Source organism: Halocatena salina (genome assembly GCF_023115355.1).
GTDB classification, from domain to species: domain Archaea; phylum Halobacteriota; class Halobacteria; order Halobacteriales; family Haloarculaceae; genus Halocatena; species Halocatena salina.
Window position 1 is genome coordinate 128,853 of record NZ_CP096021.1, and the last position, 16,492, is coordinate 145,344.

The 16,492-nt window shown below is 52.8% G+C and carries 15 protein-coding genes and 2 pseudogenes; 7 read left to right on the plus strand and 10 right to left on the minus strand.

All coding sequences use genetic code 11. The features are described from left to right. Window positions 1-59 precede the first annotated feature (59 nt). Genes cas6 through cas5b form a run of 4 tightly spaced genes read left to right on the plus strand, consistent with a single transcriptional unit; the run spans window position 60 to window position 4,982 of the window. Window positions 60-836, plus strand: a complete 777-nt coding sequence (gene cas6 / locus MW046_RS15830; RefSeq protein ID WP_247995509.1) for a CRISPR-associated endoribonuclease Cas6 — start codon at window positions 60-62, stop codon at window positions 834-836. After that, complete coding sequence (locus MW046_RS15835) at window positions 826-3,096, plus strand: TM1802 family CRISPR-associated protein (RefSeq protein WP_247995510.1); 2,271 nt, start codon at window positions 826-828, stop codon at window positions 3,094-3,096. The genes cas6 and MW046_RS15835 overlap by 11 nt, the downstream gene beginning before the upstream one ends. A gap of 30 nt (window positions 3,097-3,126) precedes the next feature. After that, window positions 3,127-4,167, plus strand: coding sequence for a type I-B CRISPR-associated protein Cas7/Csh2 (gene cas7b / locus MW046_RS15840; RefSeq protein WP_247995511.1), 1,041 nt, complete (start codon window positions 3,127-3,129; stop codon window positions 4,165-4,167). Window positions 4,168-4,193: 26 nt separating this feature from the next. Beyond that, window positions 4,194-4,982 carry a type I-B CRISPR-associated protein Cas5b gene (gene cas5b / locus MW046_RS15845; protein ID WP_247995512.1) on the plus strand — a complete coding sequence of 263 codons (789 nt, stop codon included), beginning with the start codon at window positions 4,194-4,196 and terminating at the stop codon, window positions 4,980-4,982. Window positions 4,983-6,150: 1,168 nt separating this feature from the next. Here cas5b and MW046_RS15850 read toward each other — a convergent pair. Next, window positions 6,151-6,345, minus strand: a complete 195-nt coding sequence (locus MW046_RS15850) for a hypothetical protein (protein WP_247995513.1) — start codon at window positions 6,343-6,345, stop codon at window positions 6,151-6,153. Window positions 6,346-6,457: 112 nt separating this feature from the next. Continuing rightward, the gene (locus MW046_RS15855; protein ID WP_247995514.1) at window positions 6,458-8,047 is read right to left on the minus strand and encodes an asparagine synthetase B family protein; all 1,590 of its coding nucleotides are present in this window, start codon (window positions 8,045-8,047) and stop codon (window positions 6,458-6,460) included. 108 nt (window positions 8,048-8,155) lie between these two features. On the opposite strand from MW046_RS15855, the gene MW046_RS15860 reads away from it, so the two are divergent. After that, on the plus strand, window positions 8,156-9,181 hold the full coding sequence (locus MW046_RS15860) for a phosphotransferase family protein (RefSeq protein WP_247995515.1): 1,026 nt from the start codon (window positions 8,156-8,158) through the stop codon (window positions 9,179-9,181). Window positions 9,182-9,574: 393 nt separating this feature from the next. Here the strand turns inward: MW046_RS15860 and MW046_RS15865 are convergent, their stop codons facing one another. Then, complete coding sequence (locus tag MW046_RS15865; protein ID WP_247995516.1) at window positions 9,575-9,793, minus strand: hypothetical protein; 219 nt, start codon at window positions 9,791-9,793, stop codon at window positions 9,575-9,577. A gap of 444 nt (window positions 9,794-10,237) precedes the next feature. Here MW046_RS15865 and MW046_RS15870 point away from each other — a divergent pair, with 444 nt between their 5' ends. Continuing rightward, window positions 10,238-10,900 carry a recombinase family protein gene (locus MW046_RS15870; RefSeq protein WP_247995517.1) on the plus strand — a complete coding sequence of 221 codons (663 nt, stop codon included), beginning with the start codon at window positions 10,238-10,240 and terminating at the stop codon, window positions 10,898-10,900. Window positions 10,901-11,119: 219 nt separating this feature from the next. Here MW046_RS15870 and MW046_RS15875 read toward each other — a convergent pair whose 3' ends face one another. The 7 genes and pseudogenes from MW046_RS15875 to MW046_RS15900 all read right to left on the minus strand — a co-directional run. Then, entirely contained in the window at window positions 11,120-11,554 is a 435-nt protein-coding gene (locus MW046_RS15875) for an OsmC family protein (RefSeq protein WP_247995518.1), read from the minus strand. 142 nt (window positions 11,555-11,696) lie between these two features. Then, window positions 11,697-11,831 (minus strand): hypothetical protein, encoded by a 135-nt coding sequence (locus MW046_RS19495; RefSeq protein WP_282190248.1) that lies wholly within the window; start codon window positions 11,829-11,831, stop codon window positions 11,697-11,699. 161 nt (window positions 11,832-11,992) lie between these two features. Then, window positions 11,993-12,337, minus strand: coding sequence for a hypothetical protein (locus tag MW046_RS15880; protein ID WP_247995519.1), 345 nt, complete (start codon window positions 12,335-12,337; stop codon window positions 11,993-11,995). Further along, window positions 12,330-12,725: a PadR family transcriptional regulator gene (locus MW046_RS15885; RefSeq protein WP_247995520.1), complete on the minus strand. Its 396-nt coding sequence runs from the start codon at window positions 12,723-12,725 to the stop codon at window positions 12,330-12,332. The genes MW046_RS15880 and MW046_RS15885 overlap by 8 nt, the downstream gene beginning before the upstream one ends. 511 nt (window positions 12,726-13,236) lie before the next feature. Continuing rightward, window positions 13,237-13,428, minus strand: a complete 192-nt coding sequence (locus tag MW046_RS15890; RefSeq protein ID WP_247995521.1) for a hypothetical protein — start codon at window positions 13,426-13,428, stop codon at window positions 13,237-13,239. 580 nt (window positions 13,429-14,008) lie between these two features. Beyond that, the gene (locus MW046_RS15895; protein WP_247995522.1) at window positions 14,009-15,724 is read right to left on the minus strand and encodes a transposase; all 1,716 of its coding nucleotides are present in this window, start codon (window positions 15,722-15,724) and stop codon (window positions 14,009-14,011) included. A 219-nt stretch (window positions 15,725-15,943) separates the two neighbouring features. Further along, window positions 15,944-16,146, minus strand: a pseudogene (locus MW046_RS15900) (transposase); the annotation flags it as partial. A gap of 12 nt (window positions 16,147-16,158) precedes the next feature. Between MW046_RS15900 and MW046_RS15905 the strand changes: the two are divergent. Beyond that, window positions 16,159-16,387: pseudogene (locus MW046_RS15905) on the plus strand (DMT family transporter); the annotation flags it as partial. Between the last annotated feature and the right edge of the window lie 105 nt (window positions 16,388-16,492).

Sequence of the window (16,492 nt, forward strand, 5' to 3'; positions counted from 1 at the left end):
GGAGTGGCAGCGATGCTGAGTGATACGAGTAGCCTGTTACGGAGAGGTGACCGATAAGAATGCGCCTGCTCGTTGACTTGGTTGCCAAAGCAGACGCTGCCCCCGATCCGACGTACCACCACAAACTTCGAGGCCGGATCTGGCAGGCACTCCGGGGAACCCCCTTCGACGAAGAACACGGCAATGGTGAACCGATAGGATTCGTCTATTCGAATATCTTCCCGTGGGGAGCAATGGCTGCCGATGATGAACGGCAGGTGTTGATCGCCTCCCCCCGCGAGGAACTCCTCACAGCCATCGCCGAAGATTTCAAGGACAACCCTGCATTCAATATCGGCGATCGGCCATTCGAGATCAAGGATCTGCGGGTGCTTGATATCGACGTCGGCGAACCGACGACCAAGGGGACCCTCGAAACAGCAACTGGAGTTGTCGTTCGTCTCTTTGACGCCCACCGCGAGGAGTTTGGGATCGAGGACGACCACGACGCACCCACGTATTGGCGGCCAAAACACGCGATTCAGCCGTTCCGACAGGCCATTGCTGATAACCTCCAGTACAAACATGAGCGCTTTCTGCCGGACTATCTCCCGGGACCGACCGATGTTGAGGGGCACCTGTTCACCGACTATGAGCTGCTCAAAACATACTCGCTTCCGGTGACAGTGACAACCGATGTCGAGATTGACCTTGTGCTGAGTAAATGGCGCTTCGAGTATTGCGTACGCGATGACGATCATCGACGCCATCTCAATCTCGCACTCGACACAGGTATTGGCGGTCGCAATGGGCTCGGATTCGGGTTCCTCAACCGGAGGCAAGCCGATGCCCACTGATCGCACAGCCGCCACGTCCACAGACAACGAGGATCACGGGCACGCCCAGTCGCCGGAAGCACAGTTTCTCGCCCAACTGCCACAACGGCGGCCAGCAACGATGTACGACGTCGGTATGCAGTACGCCCTGTTGGACTGGTATGAGTCAGTCATGGCCGCAGACGGAGAGCTCCAGATCGACCCCGAGCACATGATGGCGATGACACCGACGGCAAAACGGGAACTATTCGGGGAACCAGACAGCCTCATCGTCGTCACGGTTGATCTCACCGATCCCGAGCAGCCCCATCTCGACACAGAGCAGCCCGTCACGATCGAGACAATGGCGTCTGACCTCCGGTATCGAGTGGGGCACTCGTATCCGACGAACAAGACGAGTAGCATGACCGATTACTCGATTACCACCCACAAGAGCGCGGATGCTCACCATCTGGCTGGACGCCGCGAGGATGCGTGGGGAACGAATAACGTCTGTGATCGGTTTACCAACTGGGCAACCAGCGACGCTGCCCAGCGTGTCCTTGCCGATGAAACGATCGGGGATCGCTGGATTCTGAAAGCACTCATCGAGATTGGCAAGGACAAGACAGAGATGGACCGTCTCAGTACCGCGTTCATCGACGCTGCAGGTGGAAATGAGGATACAGAGTACGAGGCACTCATCACCATTCGTGTGCGACTTCCTAATGAGGAGACCGAACGGTACCCCGGCGAGATTCCGGTATTAAACGAGGTGATGTTTGAACAGAAGGCTGACCGCCTGACAAGCATCAGTGTTGATGACGGGACCGGGGACGGTGTCGGGTTTCTTACCAACACTGACGGGACTGTCACAGGCGGCTCATCTGGCCTGTTTGGTGCCTACGGGAAAAAACAACGTGAGCACTTCCCGAACCTCTCTCCTTCGGGGACTGAAAGTTGGCGCACCCGCCCGCTCTCAATCGACAGCGCACTGGCGATCGCAACGGCAGATAGCGTTCTTGACGATTTCTATCGCCCGATGGGACAGAGTCGCCGGTTCTACGTGCTCCCCTATCTGGCACATCCGCCCGAAACCCTCTCACCAGCGGATGTCGAGTGGTTCTTCGAGACGGTCTTTACTCCTCTCCGCGAGGCGGACGGCCAAGCGTTCGAGGAAACCATCGAACAACTGTACCACCAGTCAGCGATGGCCGCACAGCGCGCTGAAAACGAGTCGGACCGACTGTTCGGGGATGTCGACACCGCACAGGAGACGAGGGCCTGGGATGCTGTTCGCTTCGCAACGGTCTTCGTCGTGACCGGGAATCCCGATCGCATCTTCTTCGAGACACTAGATGCAGACCTCTATCGACCCGCCGCGTTGCAGAATACACACAATCAGATCGTTGGGGCGGCGCCGTTCATGTCTCCAGGAATCTTCAATACGATCACGTCACATGACGATGCTTTGCTCAATCCGGAAGCGTCGCTCCATCGGTCGATCCTGTTCGGGACATATTTCGTCCAAACGACCGAGCCGACACGCACTAGTCGAGCGGCCACAGAGACACCAAAGGCGGGTGACATCGATGATACCCGGTTGCAACGACTTCGGCGATTCCTGACGGAAGAGCGTATTGCACCAGACAAATTGCTAGAAGGATACGTCCACAAGCTGGTGCAGGATCAGCGGCGGATGGTGGACGAGGAGTATCGTGGAGTTGCATTCCCCCACGTAAGCATCCTGAAACAGTACGCACAGTTGCGTGCATTGACGGACATCGACGCCCTCGAATCGACGCCCACAGCGGCAGATACCACACTTCTCACGACGCATATGAGTACAGACTCTACAGCAGACGCGACACCCGAATCGCGTGACGAACGACTCGAACAGTTTATTGAACAGCACGAGGTCATCAGGGAGAGTCCCGAGCGACAGGCTGTGTTCTTGCTCGGCGGCCTCGTCGGCCGTCTCAGTAGCTATCAGCGAAACAAGAACATCTCATCAACGCTGGTCCGTCGGTATCCGATCGACTATCTCACCAAACAGAGTATCAAGGAGGTGACTAAAGAAGTCCTGCAGATGAACACGACATATATCCAAGCAGACAACCGAAGTATGCGGATGAATGCGCGATATATCGATCCGCTCCCAGCCCTGATGCTGGATGCAGATCCCGAAACCTGGACCTTCACACAAAACGAGCTGCAGTGGCTCTATGGATTGGGTATTGGCTATGGTGTCGCCGACACGGACGAGTTCACTGAGGATGAGGCTGCTACACCGACTGAATAACACGACAATTACACATCACTATACAGACCAATGTCAGAGACAGATACTACTTCCGTTTCGAACCGATCCGAAATCATCTTTCTGTACGATGCAGAAGATTGCAATCCGAACGGCAATCCACTTTCAGCCAATAACAAGCCCCGCATCGACGAAACAACGGGCCAAGCGGTCGTCACCGATGTCCGTCTCAAACGCTATTTGCGAGATCAGCTTGATGACGACGATGAGGGTATCTATGTCCGCAATCCTTCGAAAGCTCCCTATGACAATGTTCCGACGCGGGACGAACTGTTCCAACACGTCACCGGACTCGACGAGGACGAGGTTGACGAGATGGATGGTGAGACGGTGACCGATGCGTTTCTCACAAACGCGACTGACGTTCGCTACTTTGGGGCCACATGCTCGTTCTCAGAGAACTTTCAAAAGGCCCTCGGCGAGGGATTTCCTGGCCAGTTCATCGGTCCGGTACAGTTTGAACATGCCCGCAGCCTCCACACAGTCGCAACAAAAACCGAATCGAAGCAGCTCTCGACTGTCGTTGCCTCCAGCGAGGGCGATCAGCAGGGAACGTTCGCGTCGGACAACCGGCTCGAATATGCGTTTATTCGCTTTCACGGGATCGTCAACGAGGTTGCCGCGGAGACAACCAACCTCAGTTCTACTGATGTCGAACGACTTGATTCACTGATGTGGCGTGCACTCAAAAATCAGACGCTCACTCGATCGAAAGCCGGGCATCACCCCCGGCTCTATCTTCGGGTCGAATATGGCACCGATGAATATCACAACGGGCGACTCGATGATGGCATCAGATTGGACGAGACGGCTTCAAAGACTGATACGGAATTACGCAATATCACAGATGCCGTATTGAACGTCGACGGGTTTCTTACGGAACTAGCCAACGACGCCGCCCACATCGAGACGGTGTATGTGAAGGCTGATCGTCATATCAAGGTCGCCGTGGATGGCGAGGTCACAGGGCCGGACACACTCATCATGGAGTTGAAGGCGGCTGTTGGCGAGGATGCCGTCACGGAGATTGACGTTTACGGAACTAGCGAGTGAGGACGACCCACCACACACAGGAATCTATGACACACACGTCGCTCAATCCCGTTGGTAGGCAGTGTCTTTCGTTCACCGTGAGCGGTCAGTGGGCACATTTCCGGCGCATCGACACGACGACTGACAAACAGACCTACAGCGTGATCCCCCGGACGACTGTTGCAGGCCTCATTGGGGCGATTCTGGGCAAGCCCCGCGATTCGTACTATCACCTGTTTGCCCCTGACACCTCGGCGATCGCCATCGAACCGCTGGAACCAGTCCGGACGATGCAGATCCCGATGTTGACGCTGCCGACAGAAAAAGGGGATATCAAGCAAGCCGAGCACGTAAGCGGCAAAGTCGTCATCGATCCCGCAGTGATTGAGGAGGAACGCAAGCGGCGGACGTTCGAATACCTGCTGGATCCAGCCTATCGGGTTGACGTCATCCTTGAGGATACGGAGACGTACGAGAACCTCAAGACGGCCCTCGAAACTGGCACGACCGTGTATACACCCGCGCTGGGAAAGACAGAATGTCTCGCGACCGTCGAATGTGGTAGCCCCGACAGTGAGACGGCTACCGCCGAATTCGACGTTCACCAGGTGACGGACGTTGAGCGGATCGACTCGATCGTCCCGGAATCAAAGCTGACCCCGCGACCGAACACGTCGTATGCGATGGAACGAACCCCAGCCTATATGGAGCAGGACGGGGCCCATCGACGGACGACTGGCTTTCTCTCGTATGGATACTCGCCGGCTGCCGAGCCACTCCCTGTCCAAAACGTGTCCGCTACCACGGTCGACGGTCGCACGGTCTGTTTCATGTGATTGAACGACGTTTCTGGAAGAGAGTGGACTGGTGCAGTCGGCACGTTGCGGTCATACCGCCAGATCGAAACACACCATACGGGGACTAGATCTCGATTCCTTCTCTGATATGGGATAGATGCTATATTGTGGGCTTCCTCACGAAACTTCGGCATAATCGAGTTTGCAGATCATTCCCATATTCATAGCTCTATCCATCGACCCCCCAGGGGATACTGCCCTACTGGAGGTCGACGGACAGAGGGCAATAAGATCGATATACACAAGGCTCAGCTACCACCAATTGAGTATGGTTACAGCAGAACCCTAGTGGGATTGAAGCGTACCGAGTTCCCCAACGGATCAAAAGCGCGCCGTTACAGCAGAACCCTAGTGGGATTGAAGCCGGCGATAAAGAACGTCATCCTCCCCGAGATGCGGTGTTACAGCAGAACCTAACAGAGTCGAAGCGACAATATCAACGAGTATCGCAGATGGGCAAGCAGAGCGAATGAATTCGTGGTGCGCTACCTGGACTTCCACCCACAGCACGAGCCCAATTATCTCGTTCATTGATGAATTCCATTATAGAATCGTTTTAGTACTTTTTATACAAATTTATTGTCCACATCCTACCCTGTCGACACGGAGCGGTGACGAATAAAGAACCGATTGTTTTTCTTAGGCGACTTTCTCAACTGATCGCTAACGTTATTAGAGAATATCCCAAGTTTTATGTATAAGAACATATACCTCTACACAGTCTGGACATCGAGTATTCACACCGATCGATACCTGCGTGCTCTCTAGGGCTGCTCAAAGTGGTGAATCGCCATCTATTCTAGGTTGAGCTGAGTGCCAAGCTGATTACCAGGGCGTCAACTGGCAGGAGTTGGAAAATTCAATGGACAGATGGACGAACCTTTCATCGGATACAGTAATCGAGGAACGACTGACTAAGGCGTTCCCAGATGCCTGACCGCCCCATCACACCAACAATCATCGACATACGAAGGGTGTGGAAAATGGTGCTCTCATCGTCCATAGATGCGTCGCACGGTATCTGTGCTTATGGTCGGTCTTTGTGGAGATCTCACGCCATGAGCGTCCGTTTTCCCCGAACTGGATGCAGTCGACCGCTGTCGAGAACTCATCGCTCCCTTGATCGGGCACCCAGTAGTTACCGTCCTCATCGGCCAGTCGAAATGGTGGTTTCCCGTGATCGCAGCCAATGTTCTAGTTGAATCAGCGGCCAAACGCTCGGAGCCTCAACATCATACCCGACCATATCTTCATCGCTGAGTTGGGAGTAGATCTGTTCGATCGTCTTCGTTACTGCGTTCTGATCAATGGGAAGATGCGCTTTTGCTTGTAGGTCATTCATCACAGCTCGGATGGTATCCTCGTCGTAGAGCAATCCCTCATGCCTCATTGGCCCAAACGAGATCGTTGATTCGGATGGTTGCTGTGAGAGGATTGTCGGCGGAAGAACGGTCTCAAGTACTCGATTGTATAAATGGTACGGCTCCCCCCCCTTGTAGCAGTTCTCCGGCGGGGACAGCGACAATGAATTCGACGATTCGAGCATCAGAAAATGGGTATCGAAGTTCCACTCCGTTCTTCAGTGCGACTCGTCGTGCTGCATATTTCGCATATCGATTGATATCTGTGTCGAATAACTCTGCAAACCGTGTGTTCTTGAGGGTTTCAAAGCTGAATCGATGAGTAGTCGGCGGACGAAGCTCCCTGAATAGGTTATACTCGTCACCGATTATTTTGGGAATCGGTGTCTGATCCGGGAAGGCTGGACTGTAGGTCGCATCAAGACAATCTGCGATGAGTGGATAACACCCCAAATTCAATAGATTTGTTGTGACAGCAGCGTCATCACTGACTATCTCCTTGATCAACTTGCGGATGGAGCCTCGGCGCAGTAAATCTGCGATTCGAAGATACGTTCCCCGTAAATATTCGGCATCGTGACCGGTGAGAAGTATTCGACACGAATCAGCAGCAGCTCGTTGAAACATGACATTGTTAACGGCCTGTGTCGTCGTGTGACAGGGGTTATCTGCAAACGTGAACTCATGGACCTCTTCATTACTAAATGGACAGATCCTGTTTCCTGTTATTTCCACAGTGTCGATCCCGAAGGTCTGGGCGGCTTTGTGAATCCGTTCTGTTTCCTCTGTCGCTACAGACGGGTTCTCGAACCCGATTCCTGCCGGATACTCATCGAACACCACGGAGTATCCACGGAGATCGTCACACATCGTTGTGGCAATACCAGCAACAGTTGTCGAATCGACGCCTCCACTGAGCATTACACCGGACGGATTCACTCCACGGAGCCGACATTTGATTGCTTCATGAATTAACTCATACAACATCTCCTCCAACGAATCAGTAGTGTGGAGTCTGTGCTCGTGGTGCTCTAACTCCCAATATCGATGAGTACTGATGTTGTCTGAGGAGATACTGACGTACTCGCCCGGCAACACGGCTTGAATATCCGTGTAGAACGTCTTACCTGGGATCTGACGCTGCAGAAGATAACTCAATGCAACATCGGAATTGACTGCTGCACGCACGTCAGGATGGACTGTAAGCGGATGCATATCCGAACAGATAACGGCACCGTGATCTGTTCGGGCATAGAATAGATGGCGAATCCCCGTTTTATCCCGAGCGAGTACCACTCTATTCTCTTTTTTATCCCAGATACAGATAGCAAACGGCCCAATAATCTTCGAGAAACATTCAACACCGTATTTAATATACAATTGTAGAAATATCTCAGTGTCAGTTAGCCCCTCTTTCTCTATTGATAGCATTGCCAGTAGGTCGGTTCGATTATCGATCCGCCCATCGAGCGCCACAGCGACACCGTCATCAATGAGTGGTTGATCCTCTTCACGCTCTTCTGGTGTCGTATACAGATGCTGATGACCGATGAGAATTGTATCACGTCGCAATACTCCTTCCCCATCGGTAGCCCGGTATGAGATCCGTTCCAACATTTCTTCAAACACATGCTGTGCCAGAGAATCTGAGTGATCTTCATAAACAGCTGCCAATCCTGACATCTTATTCTTCTTAATTAATTCAAACCGTATGAAGTTTATGTGGAGTTGTTCAGCATCTGATGACAGCTACTATGGTACTGGGAAGTTAGTAATTTTATAGAGTTGACAATGACTATTCCAACAGATTTCAGCTCTTATCTCCACCAACGATTTGATCATGATGATCCATCCTCATCCGGGTTAGGTGGCAAGGGAACTGTACATATCATCGATGACGACACCGATAGTGAGGGATTCGTTGTCAAATTCTGTAAACGAAATTCTCCGCATGTGCTAAAATACTTTGACGCCGCTTCATCTAACGACCTTGCAGTTGACGCTCTTGCTGTTGAGTCCCACGTGCTGACCGTAGTTGCTGAGCGAACGTCGATTCTAGTTCCAGAAGTTCTCGCAGTTGATTTATCCCCGTCTAAGTTACCGCCGTATTTCGTCATGGAGAAGTCCACGGGTGATAGTCTGCATGGGCAGTTTCACGATCTCGCCCTTGACAAACAGAAACGTCTCATGGCTGAGATCGGGACAACCCTGACTGTCGTCCACGAGTCGTTTCCGTTCAGCACGTGTGGGCCACTCCGAGTCGTTGACGATACCCTCAAGCCAGTCGATGAATATCAATGGACAGAGTGGTGTGACACTCAATGGACCACCTGTCTCGAACGACTTCGGGAGACACGCTTTGCCGATCTTGTTCCTGAATTGAAGTCGTGGTATGCGACGCACCGACAGTACCTTCCTGAGACTTCACAGGCAGTGTTGGTTCACGATGATTTCCGCCCGGCGAACCTCCTTGTTGACGACGCAATGGAATCTGTGACAGCGATCATCGATTGGGAAGACGTTCTAGCCGCTCCCCCCGAGTACCAGCTTGCGCGCCTCGAATTTCTGTTCATCGATGTGTATGAATTTCCAACGGAGACACAGTCCCAGTTACGAACCGCTCTCTACGACAGCTACGGACGGTTTCAGCTGACTGATGCGTATCAAAAACGACGTAAACTCTATCAACTCCTCTCCATTCTCTGGAAAACGGGGAATTTCAGAGCTACTCATCAGGACACGGATGAAGAACTTCGAACGTCACTTGTTCAGCAGCGCCGTCACCGAATCCAGCAGATGATGTCAACTAGTAGTTGAATCGCGTTTGTGACCAAGAACTGAGCTAGCCCGCCTGACCACAGCTCGTTTCAACACGTAGAAATCGACTGCTTCAGCTGCTTTCGAATTATCCGAATCAGCACTGGTCATCTCTATCGAATCAGGTGGCGTCGACATTTTCTGCCCCATTTTACTTCATTGATTTGTTTTGGTAATAATAGTATTAAAAATTGTTGATTGTATGGTATTACATGCCGTGATTGTGTAGACGGTGTATGTCTTTATTCTATAAGGATTCGTCTATAACTATCTTAGAGAAGGTCCGCTTCGTCTTCCCCTGCAGTTCAGTCCCGGTGAGCTCATTGGACGAAGTGGACATGCGACGTACACTGTGGATCGACAACCGTATTGAGAACAGTGATGTCAGCGGTATCACCCATCTGGCCTCTCCGCGAAGTAAAAGACAAGCGCGACCCCAGTCGCACTCCCTGCAGCGGTCAGTGCTGCGTTGAGGAAGGTGTTTCCCGGGAACATGAGGCCGGTGGGAACACCGACGCTGAATGCAGCGCCCCACGCCAAAAGCGCGTACTGAAGCGATGAGAGGTTCCGCACCCAGTTATCAATTATGTTGTAGATTGGTTTGATTTGCATAATACCTAGTAGCTGTATTTGGCTTACTCGAATATATAGTCGATATCTATCAGTTGGTGAATTGTTTTCTGATATCATCCCCTGATCACAACTACTCGTCGTTCACCAGCTGTCGGCTCAACAGCGTGCAATTTTTACCGTGATATATGCTGATGGACCTGATGCCCTCCGACTGACGCCCTCTCTGAGCAGTTCCCCTCAAAATGCTCAAACGACAAGCTATTGCCCACCCCGTTGATCAGCCTCGGAGCTAACTCTCACGATGAACAACACTGTTGTCCTTCCCATGTTAGACTGCTGTCCAGAGTGAGGTTACGTCATGTCCCTTCCGTCATCGGCTATTATGTGAATTTCTGACATGGCGAGAAGGAATAGTTTTTCGCCAGACTGGTGAGAAGTGGGATGTCTTTAAGTTAATGACGGGGGTGGTACAAAGTGGAACGAATGAGCGAAACAACTGCACTCTATTGTCGGGTATCGACGGCTGACCAGGACCTCAGCCGTCAGCGGCAGATCACCAGCGAGTACGCGACCGATCGCCTCGGTGTCGAGCCAGCCGAGATCGAATTATATCTCGACAAACAGACTGGGACGAATACCGACCGTGACGGATACCGGGATCTTATGAACGACATCGAGAACGGCGAGATCCGGCAGGTGATCGCGTCGGAGGTCTCTCGGATCTCCCGGTCGGTACGGGATTTCAGCGCTACTGTCGAGCGCATTGTGGACGAGAACAGCGTTGGGCTGCACATCCTGGATATGGGGATCGATCTTGATCCGAACGACTCCGATCCCTACACGCGCGCGTTTCTGACTGTCGCTGCGACGTTTGCGGAACTCGAAGCCGAGATCAAACGCGAGAACGTCCGGGAAGGGATCGCTGCGGCGCAAGAGCAGGGCAAATGGCACGGTCGTCCACCGTTCGGCTTCGACGTTGGGTCCGAAGGGTATCTCACACCGAACGACGACTACGAGAAAGCGGTCGTGGCGCTCGATGAACTCGATAAAGGCGCGAGCAAGCGCAAGTTAGCATGTTCACTCGGAATTTCCCGATCGACTGTACGGAAGATCGCGGACAACCGCGAGCGGTACACAGCCGATTAATTCGTGTTTCTCATAGACATTCACGCAACGCTCTTATGAAGGAGATTGTTGGTGGCGATCACGTAGTCTGTGCCAGGTCAGTAAAACCACGAATTCAGCCAGCGACAACTACGTTCTTCTCTTCCCTCGACCGACTCGTCTCGACAGCAAAATCACTGGAGGGCTCTCCACCAACAATGGTCTACCCAAGAGCGCTGATGAATTACTCATGAGTAGCGATCACAGTCTCGTTACTGACACATCCATGGGCGTTGAGTGCTGCATATTATCGGTGACTGGACACCGATCTTCGGTCTGCTCGGCCCATTGTTGGAGGGTCTCGTCATCTGCATCGGTGTCCGCTTCGATTGTGACTGTGACATCCTGAAACCCGGCCCGTTCATCAGTCGCTTCCCCCATGAATTTCGCCGGATCGAACTCGCCTGTAATGTCAATTTCAATTCCATCGAGGTCGAGGCCCATATCATCCGCGACCTGATGGCCGGTCGCGTTGAGACAGCCTGCTTGTCCGCTAATCAGGTATTCGAGGGGATTTGGTCCCTCATTCGTCCCGCCCGCGTTCTCGGGTTCGTCAACCGTCATCTCGAACTCACGCGCCTCGACGCTTGTTTTCGTCGGATTCTCACTCTGAGCGGTCACACTGAACTGTGGCATACTGTTGTCTTCGGCGTCTTCTCCCAAGCATCTAGGCCTTGTAATCAAAAGGCAGCAGGGACAGTCTTCGTTGGGGATCGATAGAACAACAACAGAGACAGATCGATAACCGGGAGTAAGCCGTCTTATTTGTGTCCTCTCATCAGGTCTTGATCGCGTCGATCATATCGTCGACGATGTAGATGGAGATCTCCTGATCCTCAATCCAGCCATATGAGTCTTGGAGATCATCGGCTTCGTCGGTACTCACGCGGGCATAGATCGCTCCAGTAGCCATACTATTGCATACCCCTGGCTGTTTTATAAAGAATAGAGCTTTTGCACGGTATGTGTAGAAGAAATTCCTTCCGCACACTCACACTGCCCGCGAACCCCCCGGTTACCCCACGAAATCGAATCGATCCAAATTTGTGAGGTAACTGTGGTGAGTACTGTTGATCACACTTCAAACAGCATGAGGAGTGACTTTTTGACGAGTCGTTCGCCCGTCTCAGTGAGTTCACCGTGTGCTTTCTCCGTTAGCAGCGTCCCCGGCGGAATGGTGTAAAGCGCCCACGGCATCAGGAATGTTCGGGTGCTGAACGAGATCTCCGAGAGATGATCGTCGGTCAGCTCAGGCGCGTAGTGGTCATAGTCGTTCGCACCCGTGCCGAGGCACATCACGGTACACTCGACCGACCCGAACGGACGTGATTCGTGGGAGAGAACGATGACAGGGCGGTTGTCGTGTGCTTTAGTTGGGTCAACTGCCCACATGACGGCCCCGACAGGATAGTCACTCATCCTGTATCTCGTTTTCTAGTGCGTCAAGCTCGTCCTCGACCGCAGCGATGTCGATGTCCTCGGCGGGTGCGTCTCCCATGTCGGTCTCGTCGGTTGGCCGGTTGAACATCCGCTGGAGCTGGTCGAGAGAGGCGACGTAGCGGCGGAGGTCTTCGCGGTTGTCGAGGGCGTGGTAGTAGCTGTCGTCGGTCTTACCGATATAGCCCTCTTCGTGAAGACGTTTGAGGGTCGTCGTCGCGGTCCCGTGTGGGATGTCAAGGTGATTCCTGATTTCGATGGGTTTGTACCCATACTCGGGATTGTCGTAGAGAAACGCCACGATGTCGGATTTCGTGGTTCCCGGCGTAAGATCCGCCTCGGGCGTGTGCGTATCAAGATGGACTGGCATTGTACTTCATTGTAATTCTTTGTAGTACAAGGGAGTTTCGGTCGCGGTATGCAGTCCAGAAAGAGGCGCGCACAGAGGATGTAACAGGTAACGGGTTTCAGCGTGACCGGCGCGGGACACACCTGATTTCGAGTGAAATCTGTCGTCGGTGAGAAACCTCGGAAAGCGTCCCTTTGGCTGTACCCAACACTCACCGTTTCCGATGTTTCCGCTGGTGGTATTGTGCTACCATCTCGCTGACAGGGGTGTTCTGCATTAAATCGCGCGGGGCTACTAACAGACTGGCAGCAGTCAATCCCTGCTGACAGGGGGTGAACCACGAGTACAACATAATCGAGTAACATCAGTCACTCAGTATGGCGGCCAGTTCTTCCGGAGTGTAAACTATCTTTACAACGACCTGTGTTGCAAGATAGAAGGGAGGATCAAGAGCAGTTGGAAGTCGATACATCAGGACAGCTGTACACCACTACAGCCGTCGGCGGAGCTTACGCAGTTCCTGTTCGGCCTCTCACTCGGCCTTACGCATTTCACGCTTGACATCGTGTTCGGCCTTGCGCTGAGCCTTACGGAGTTCGCGTTTCATTTGTCGCTCTGCCTTGCGCTGTGCTCGTCGCATTTCGCGCCTGATTTTACTTCTTGATACCATCTCGTCACCTCCCGCTCCGAGAGCTACGACCGCACCCTTGGTGTGGCACGTCATACGGAGACTCGTTCATACAAGAGGATCGTCGCGAGGTACAATAACGGTTCTTAGACCAAAGTGAAAGTGAACGTTACGCCCACGAATCGATGAATGAAACGGCGATTAGAGTGGAAACGAGAGGGGGTTATTCCTGGCTATTGGTGAGTGAATCAAACAGTCCTCCACTATCATATTACTCGATTGGTTATATCGTATGCGGTGGTTTAATAATGTCTCAGAAGGGTGAGTTTCTGAGACACACTAGGGACGCGCCCCGATCGGCACGGAGCACAGGTCGGTTCAACGGGTTCGGAGCTCTAGTCAACAAGATGCCCTTGCTCCACCGATTGTTGACTAAAGCCGAAGCCCCTGCTCTCACCTCGTCGACGGCGAACATCTCACTCCTCGGATTGATTTTCATTAGTTGAGAATCGCCGTCTTATTTTCCCAATCAATGCGTAATCTCTTCGCAATTATGGCCAATTTAGTAGTGGTTCACTCAGGGATTGGCCCTATTATTCTACAATAGTAATATTTCTGATTTCAAGAGATAGACCTGTAGCTCTTTGAGCGCGCGAATATGGAGTGAACAACGTAGCTACCCAATCCCGGTTCGCTTCTTCAGCGACGTCAGCACATCGTGCATCGTCACCCATGGATCATCGCCGTAGGTGTCCGTGAAGAACACCTGTACCAGATGGTCGATTAGCCGCCAGAGCGAGTATAGCAAGCAGGCGAACGCAAAGTAGAAAAATCGGAGCACGAAGTCCTTTGAGGTCGTCTTCGCCATGAACCGCTTAACATGCTTGTAGCCGATCTCGATCTCCCAACGGTCACTATAGAAGCTAACTCGACCTTCAACCGTTCCCGTCACCGGTTCTGACGACATGAACACAACGTATCGTTCGTGACCCTCCTCAATCTGGCCTGAAAATTCTCGCTTGGGGAGATATAGCAGATGGGTCTGGTGCCACTCGTTCTTTCCAAGGTGAAGCATACGCTCGTTGATCGCCGTCTCCACCCCGTGTTTTTCCATTCGGCTTGCAACGGCTTTCTCGCTCGTCTGCTTGCGCTTCGGGACAAGGTACTCGTAACCACGCTCGACGATCCTCTCTAAGACGTGCTGGCTGTCGAATTCTCGGTCCATCAGCACCCGCTCGATCTGAATCAGATCTTCGGCTGAATCAAGCAGGTCTGTGACGATTTCAACGAGCGTATCGCCTCTCCGGACTGGCCGAGCGTCAAGCATGATCCGTGGCCCACGGCCAACTGTCTGAATCGAGGCCCACTGATACGCGTACTCGTTATTATCCTCCTTTGTCTCGAGGATTTCGTCCTCGTGGCCCGTCCGATCGCCAGTAAACGGACTCCCCTCCGTCGTATCGATCGCGACGGATGCAGCTCCAAGAAAGTGTGACCGACTCGTTGTTTCAGCCAAAAGCCGCTGCATCGCCTCATGGTACATTTCCCGAATCGATTCAATCGAAAATTGGCGGATATGATGACGATGATTGTGGCCGAGTGGGGTCTGCTTGCGCGTCGATTCGGTGAGAAAACTCCGGGCTCCCTCGTTTGCACACAGGTTCTCGCCCAGTCCAAGGTACGTCTGTAACTCCCAGAACGCATCCTCCGGAATCGACGCTTGTTCCGTATGGTCAAGCGAAAACGCTGGAAAAATACGACGCTGAGCCTCCGCTGTGAGTTCGTCTGCTCGCCGAAGGATCTCTCGTTGGGTGGGACCATCGTCTGATTCCTCCAACGGTGGGAGATCGGTCTTAAGCGAACTGGAGTTGCTCACCGGAACGGACACACCGTTCTCTGTCGCAAGTAGACAGAGTGAGGTCACACACTCCTCGATCGAGCGGAGCAACTCGTCGCTAAATCGCTCGTGGCGAGCCCGCCAAATCGTCGACTGGTCAGGTGTCGTTTCAAAACCGAGTGCGTCGACCAGGTCAGGGTGATTGGCGAGATACCCTATAAGAGCTGTCTCGTGCTCCCAGTCGTGTAGCTCCATCACCATCAGTGCACGAATCATTGGGACTGCCGGCTTCGTCTTCGCGTGCCACGATGGGTGTGCGTCATGCGGACTAAAATCGAGGTGGTACAGCGGACACCAACTGATGAATGCTTCTACGTCATCATGGGCGTCGTGTTTGAACCACTCGCAAGCAAGTCGGTGAACGTCGTGTTCGAACGCTTCGAGGTCGCTACTCGTGAGCTCGGTCTCTGGATCACGGTAGTGTGGCCAGTAAAAATCGGAGTTATCTGCTATTGTTTTAAACACAGTCTGATTGGAGGCGATCGTCGTTGGCATAGTCACCCTTTCGACAAAAATGTGTAGATTGTGTCTATTTTAACATCATAGAATTAATCAGAAGAAAATAAATCACAGTCGTACGGACGGTCGGCTTCTAGCATTAGAGACGAATCCATAGTTGCCCACCTTGGGCTGGCAGGATAGCGGTAACTAAAGTAGTGATAGCGCTGGTTTAATTAGGGACTCGGCAAGAAGGGAGTCTCCTCGCACGTCTCATGGCACTCGGCTAAACCCGAGATCGTGGCCACTTCCGGTTGCCGGATGAGTCCTCGTGCGAACTCGGCGTACGAATCGTCCGTGATCTCCATAAAGATGAACGCGAGGACCATCGCGCGAAAAGAGAGCGGATCAGGATGCTACGTCGGATATCCATCCTCGATCTCGTCAATCGAGTGATTGAGGTTCTCGAACGCCTGGACGTGGCCAGGCTCTCGAAACCGATTCCGACGACGGTGACAGTCGCTGCGCTCATCATTAGTAAGTTCTGCTCGCGAGAGCAGTCCAGGATCTACCGATCGGGACCGCGTATGCTGTCTGGACGGGAATCGGCGCCGTAGGCATCGTATTATTCGATGAGTCAGCGACTGGTCTCTGCACCCAGTTTATCTCCGTGATCGTCTTCGGATTGTCGGTCTCCATTTCGTCTCCGGTGGCCACTAATGACGATTCATTATATCGACGCTCGGGGATATCTGTCCTTTTCGTAGGTGGAGATATCGTTGTTTTCGGATATTCGAATCGAAGTAGCGCCACAGTTGTTCACGC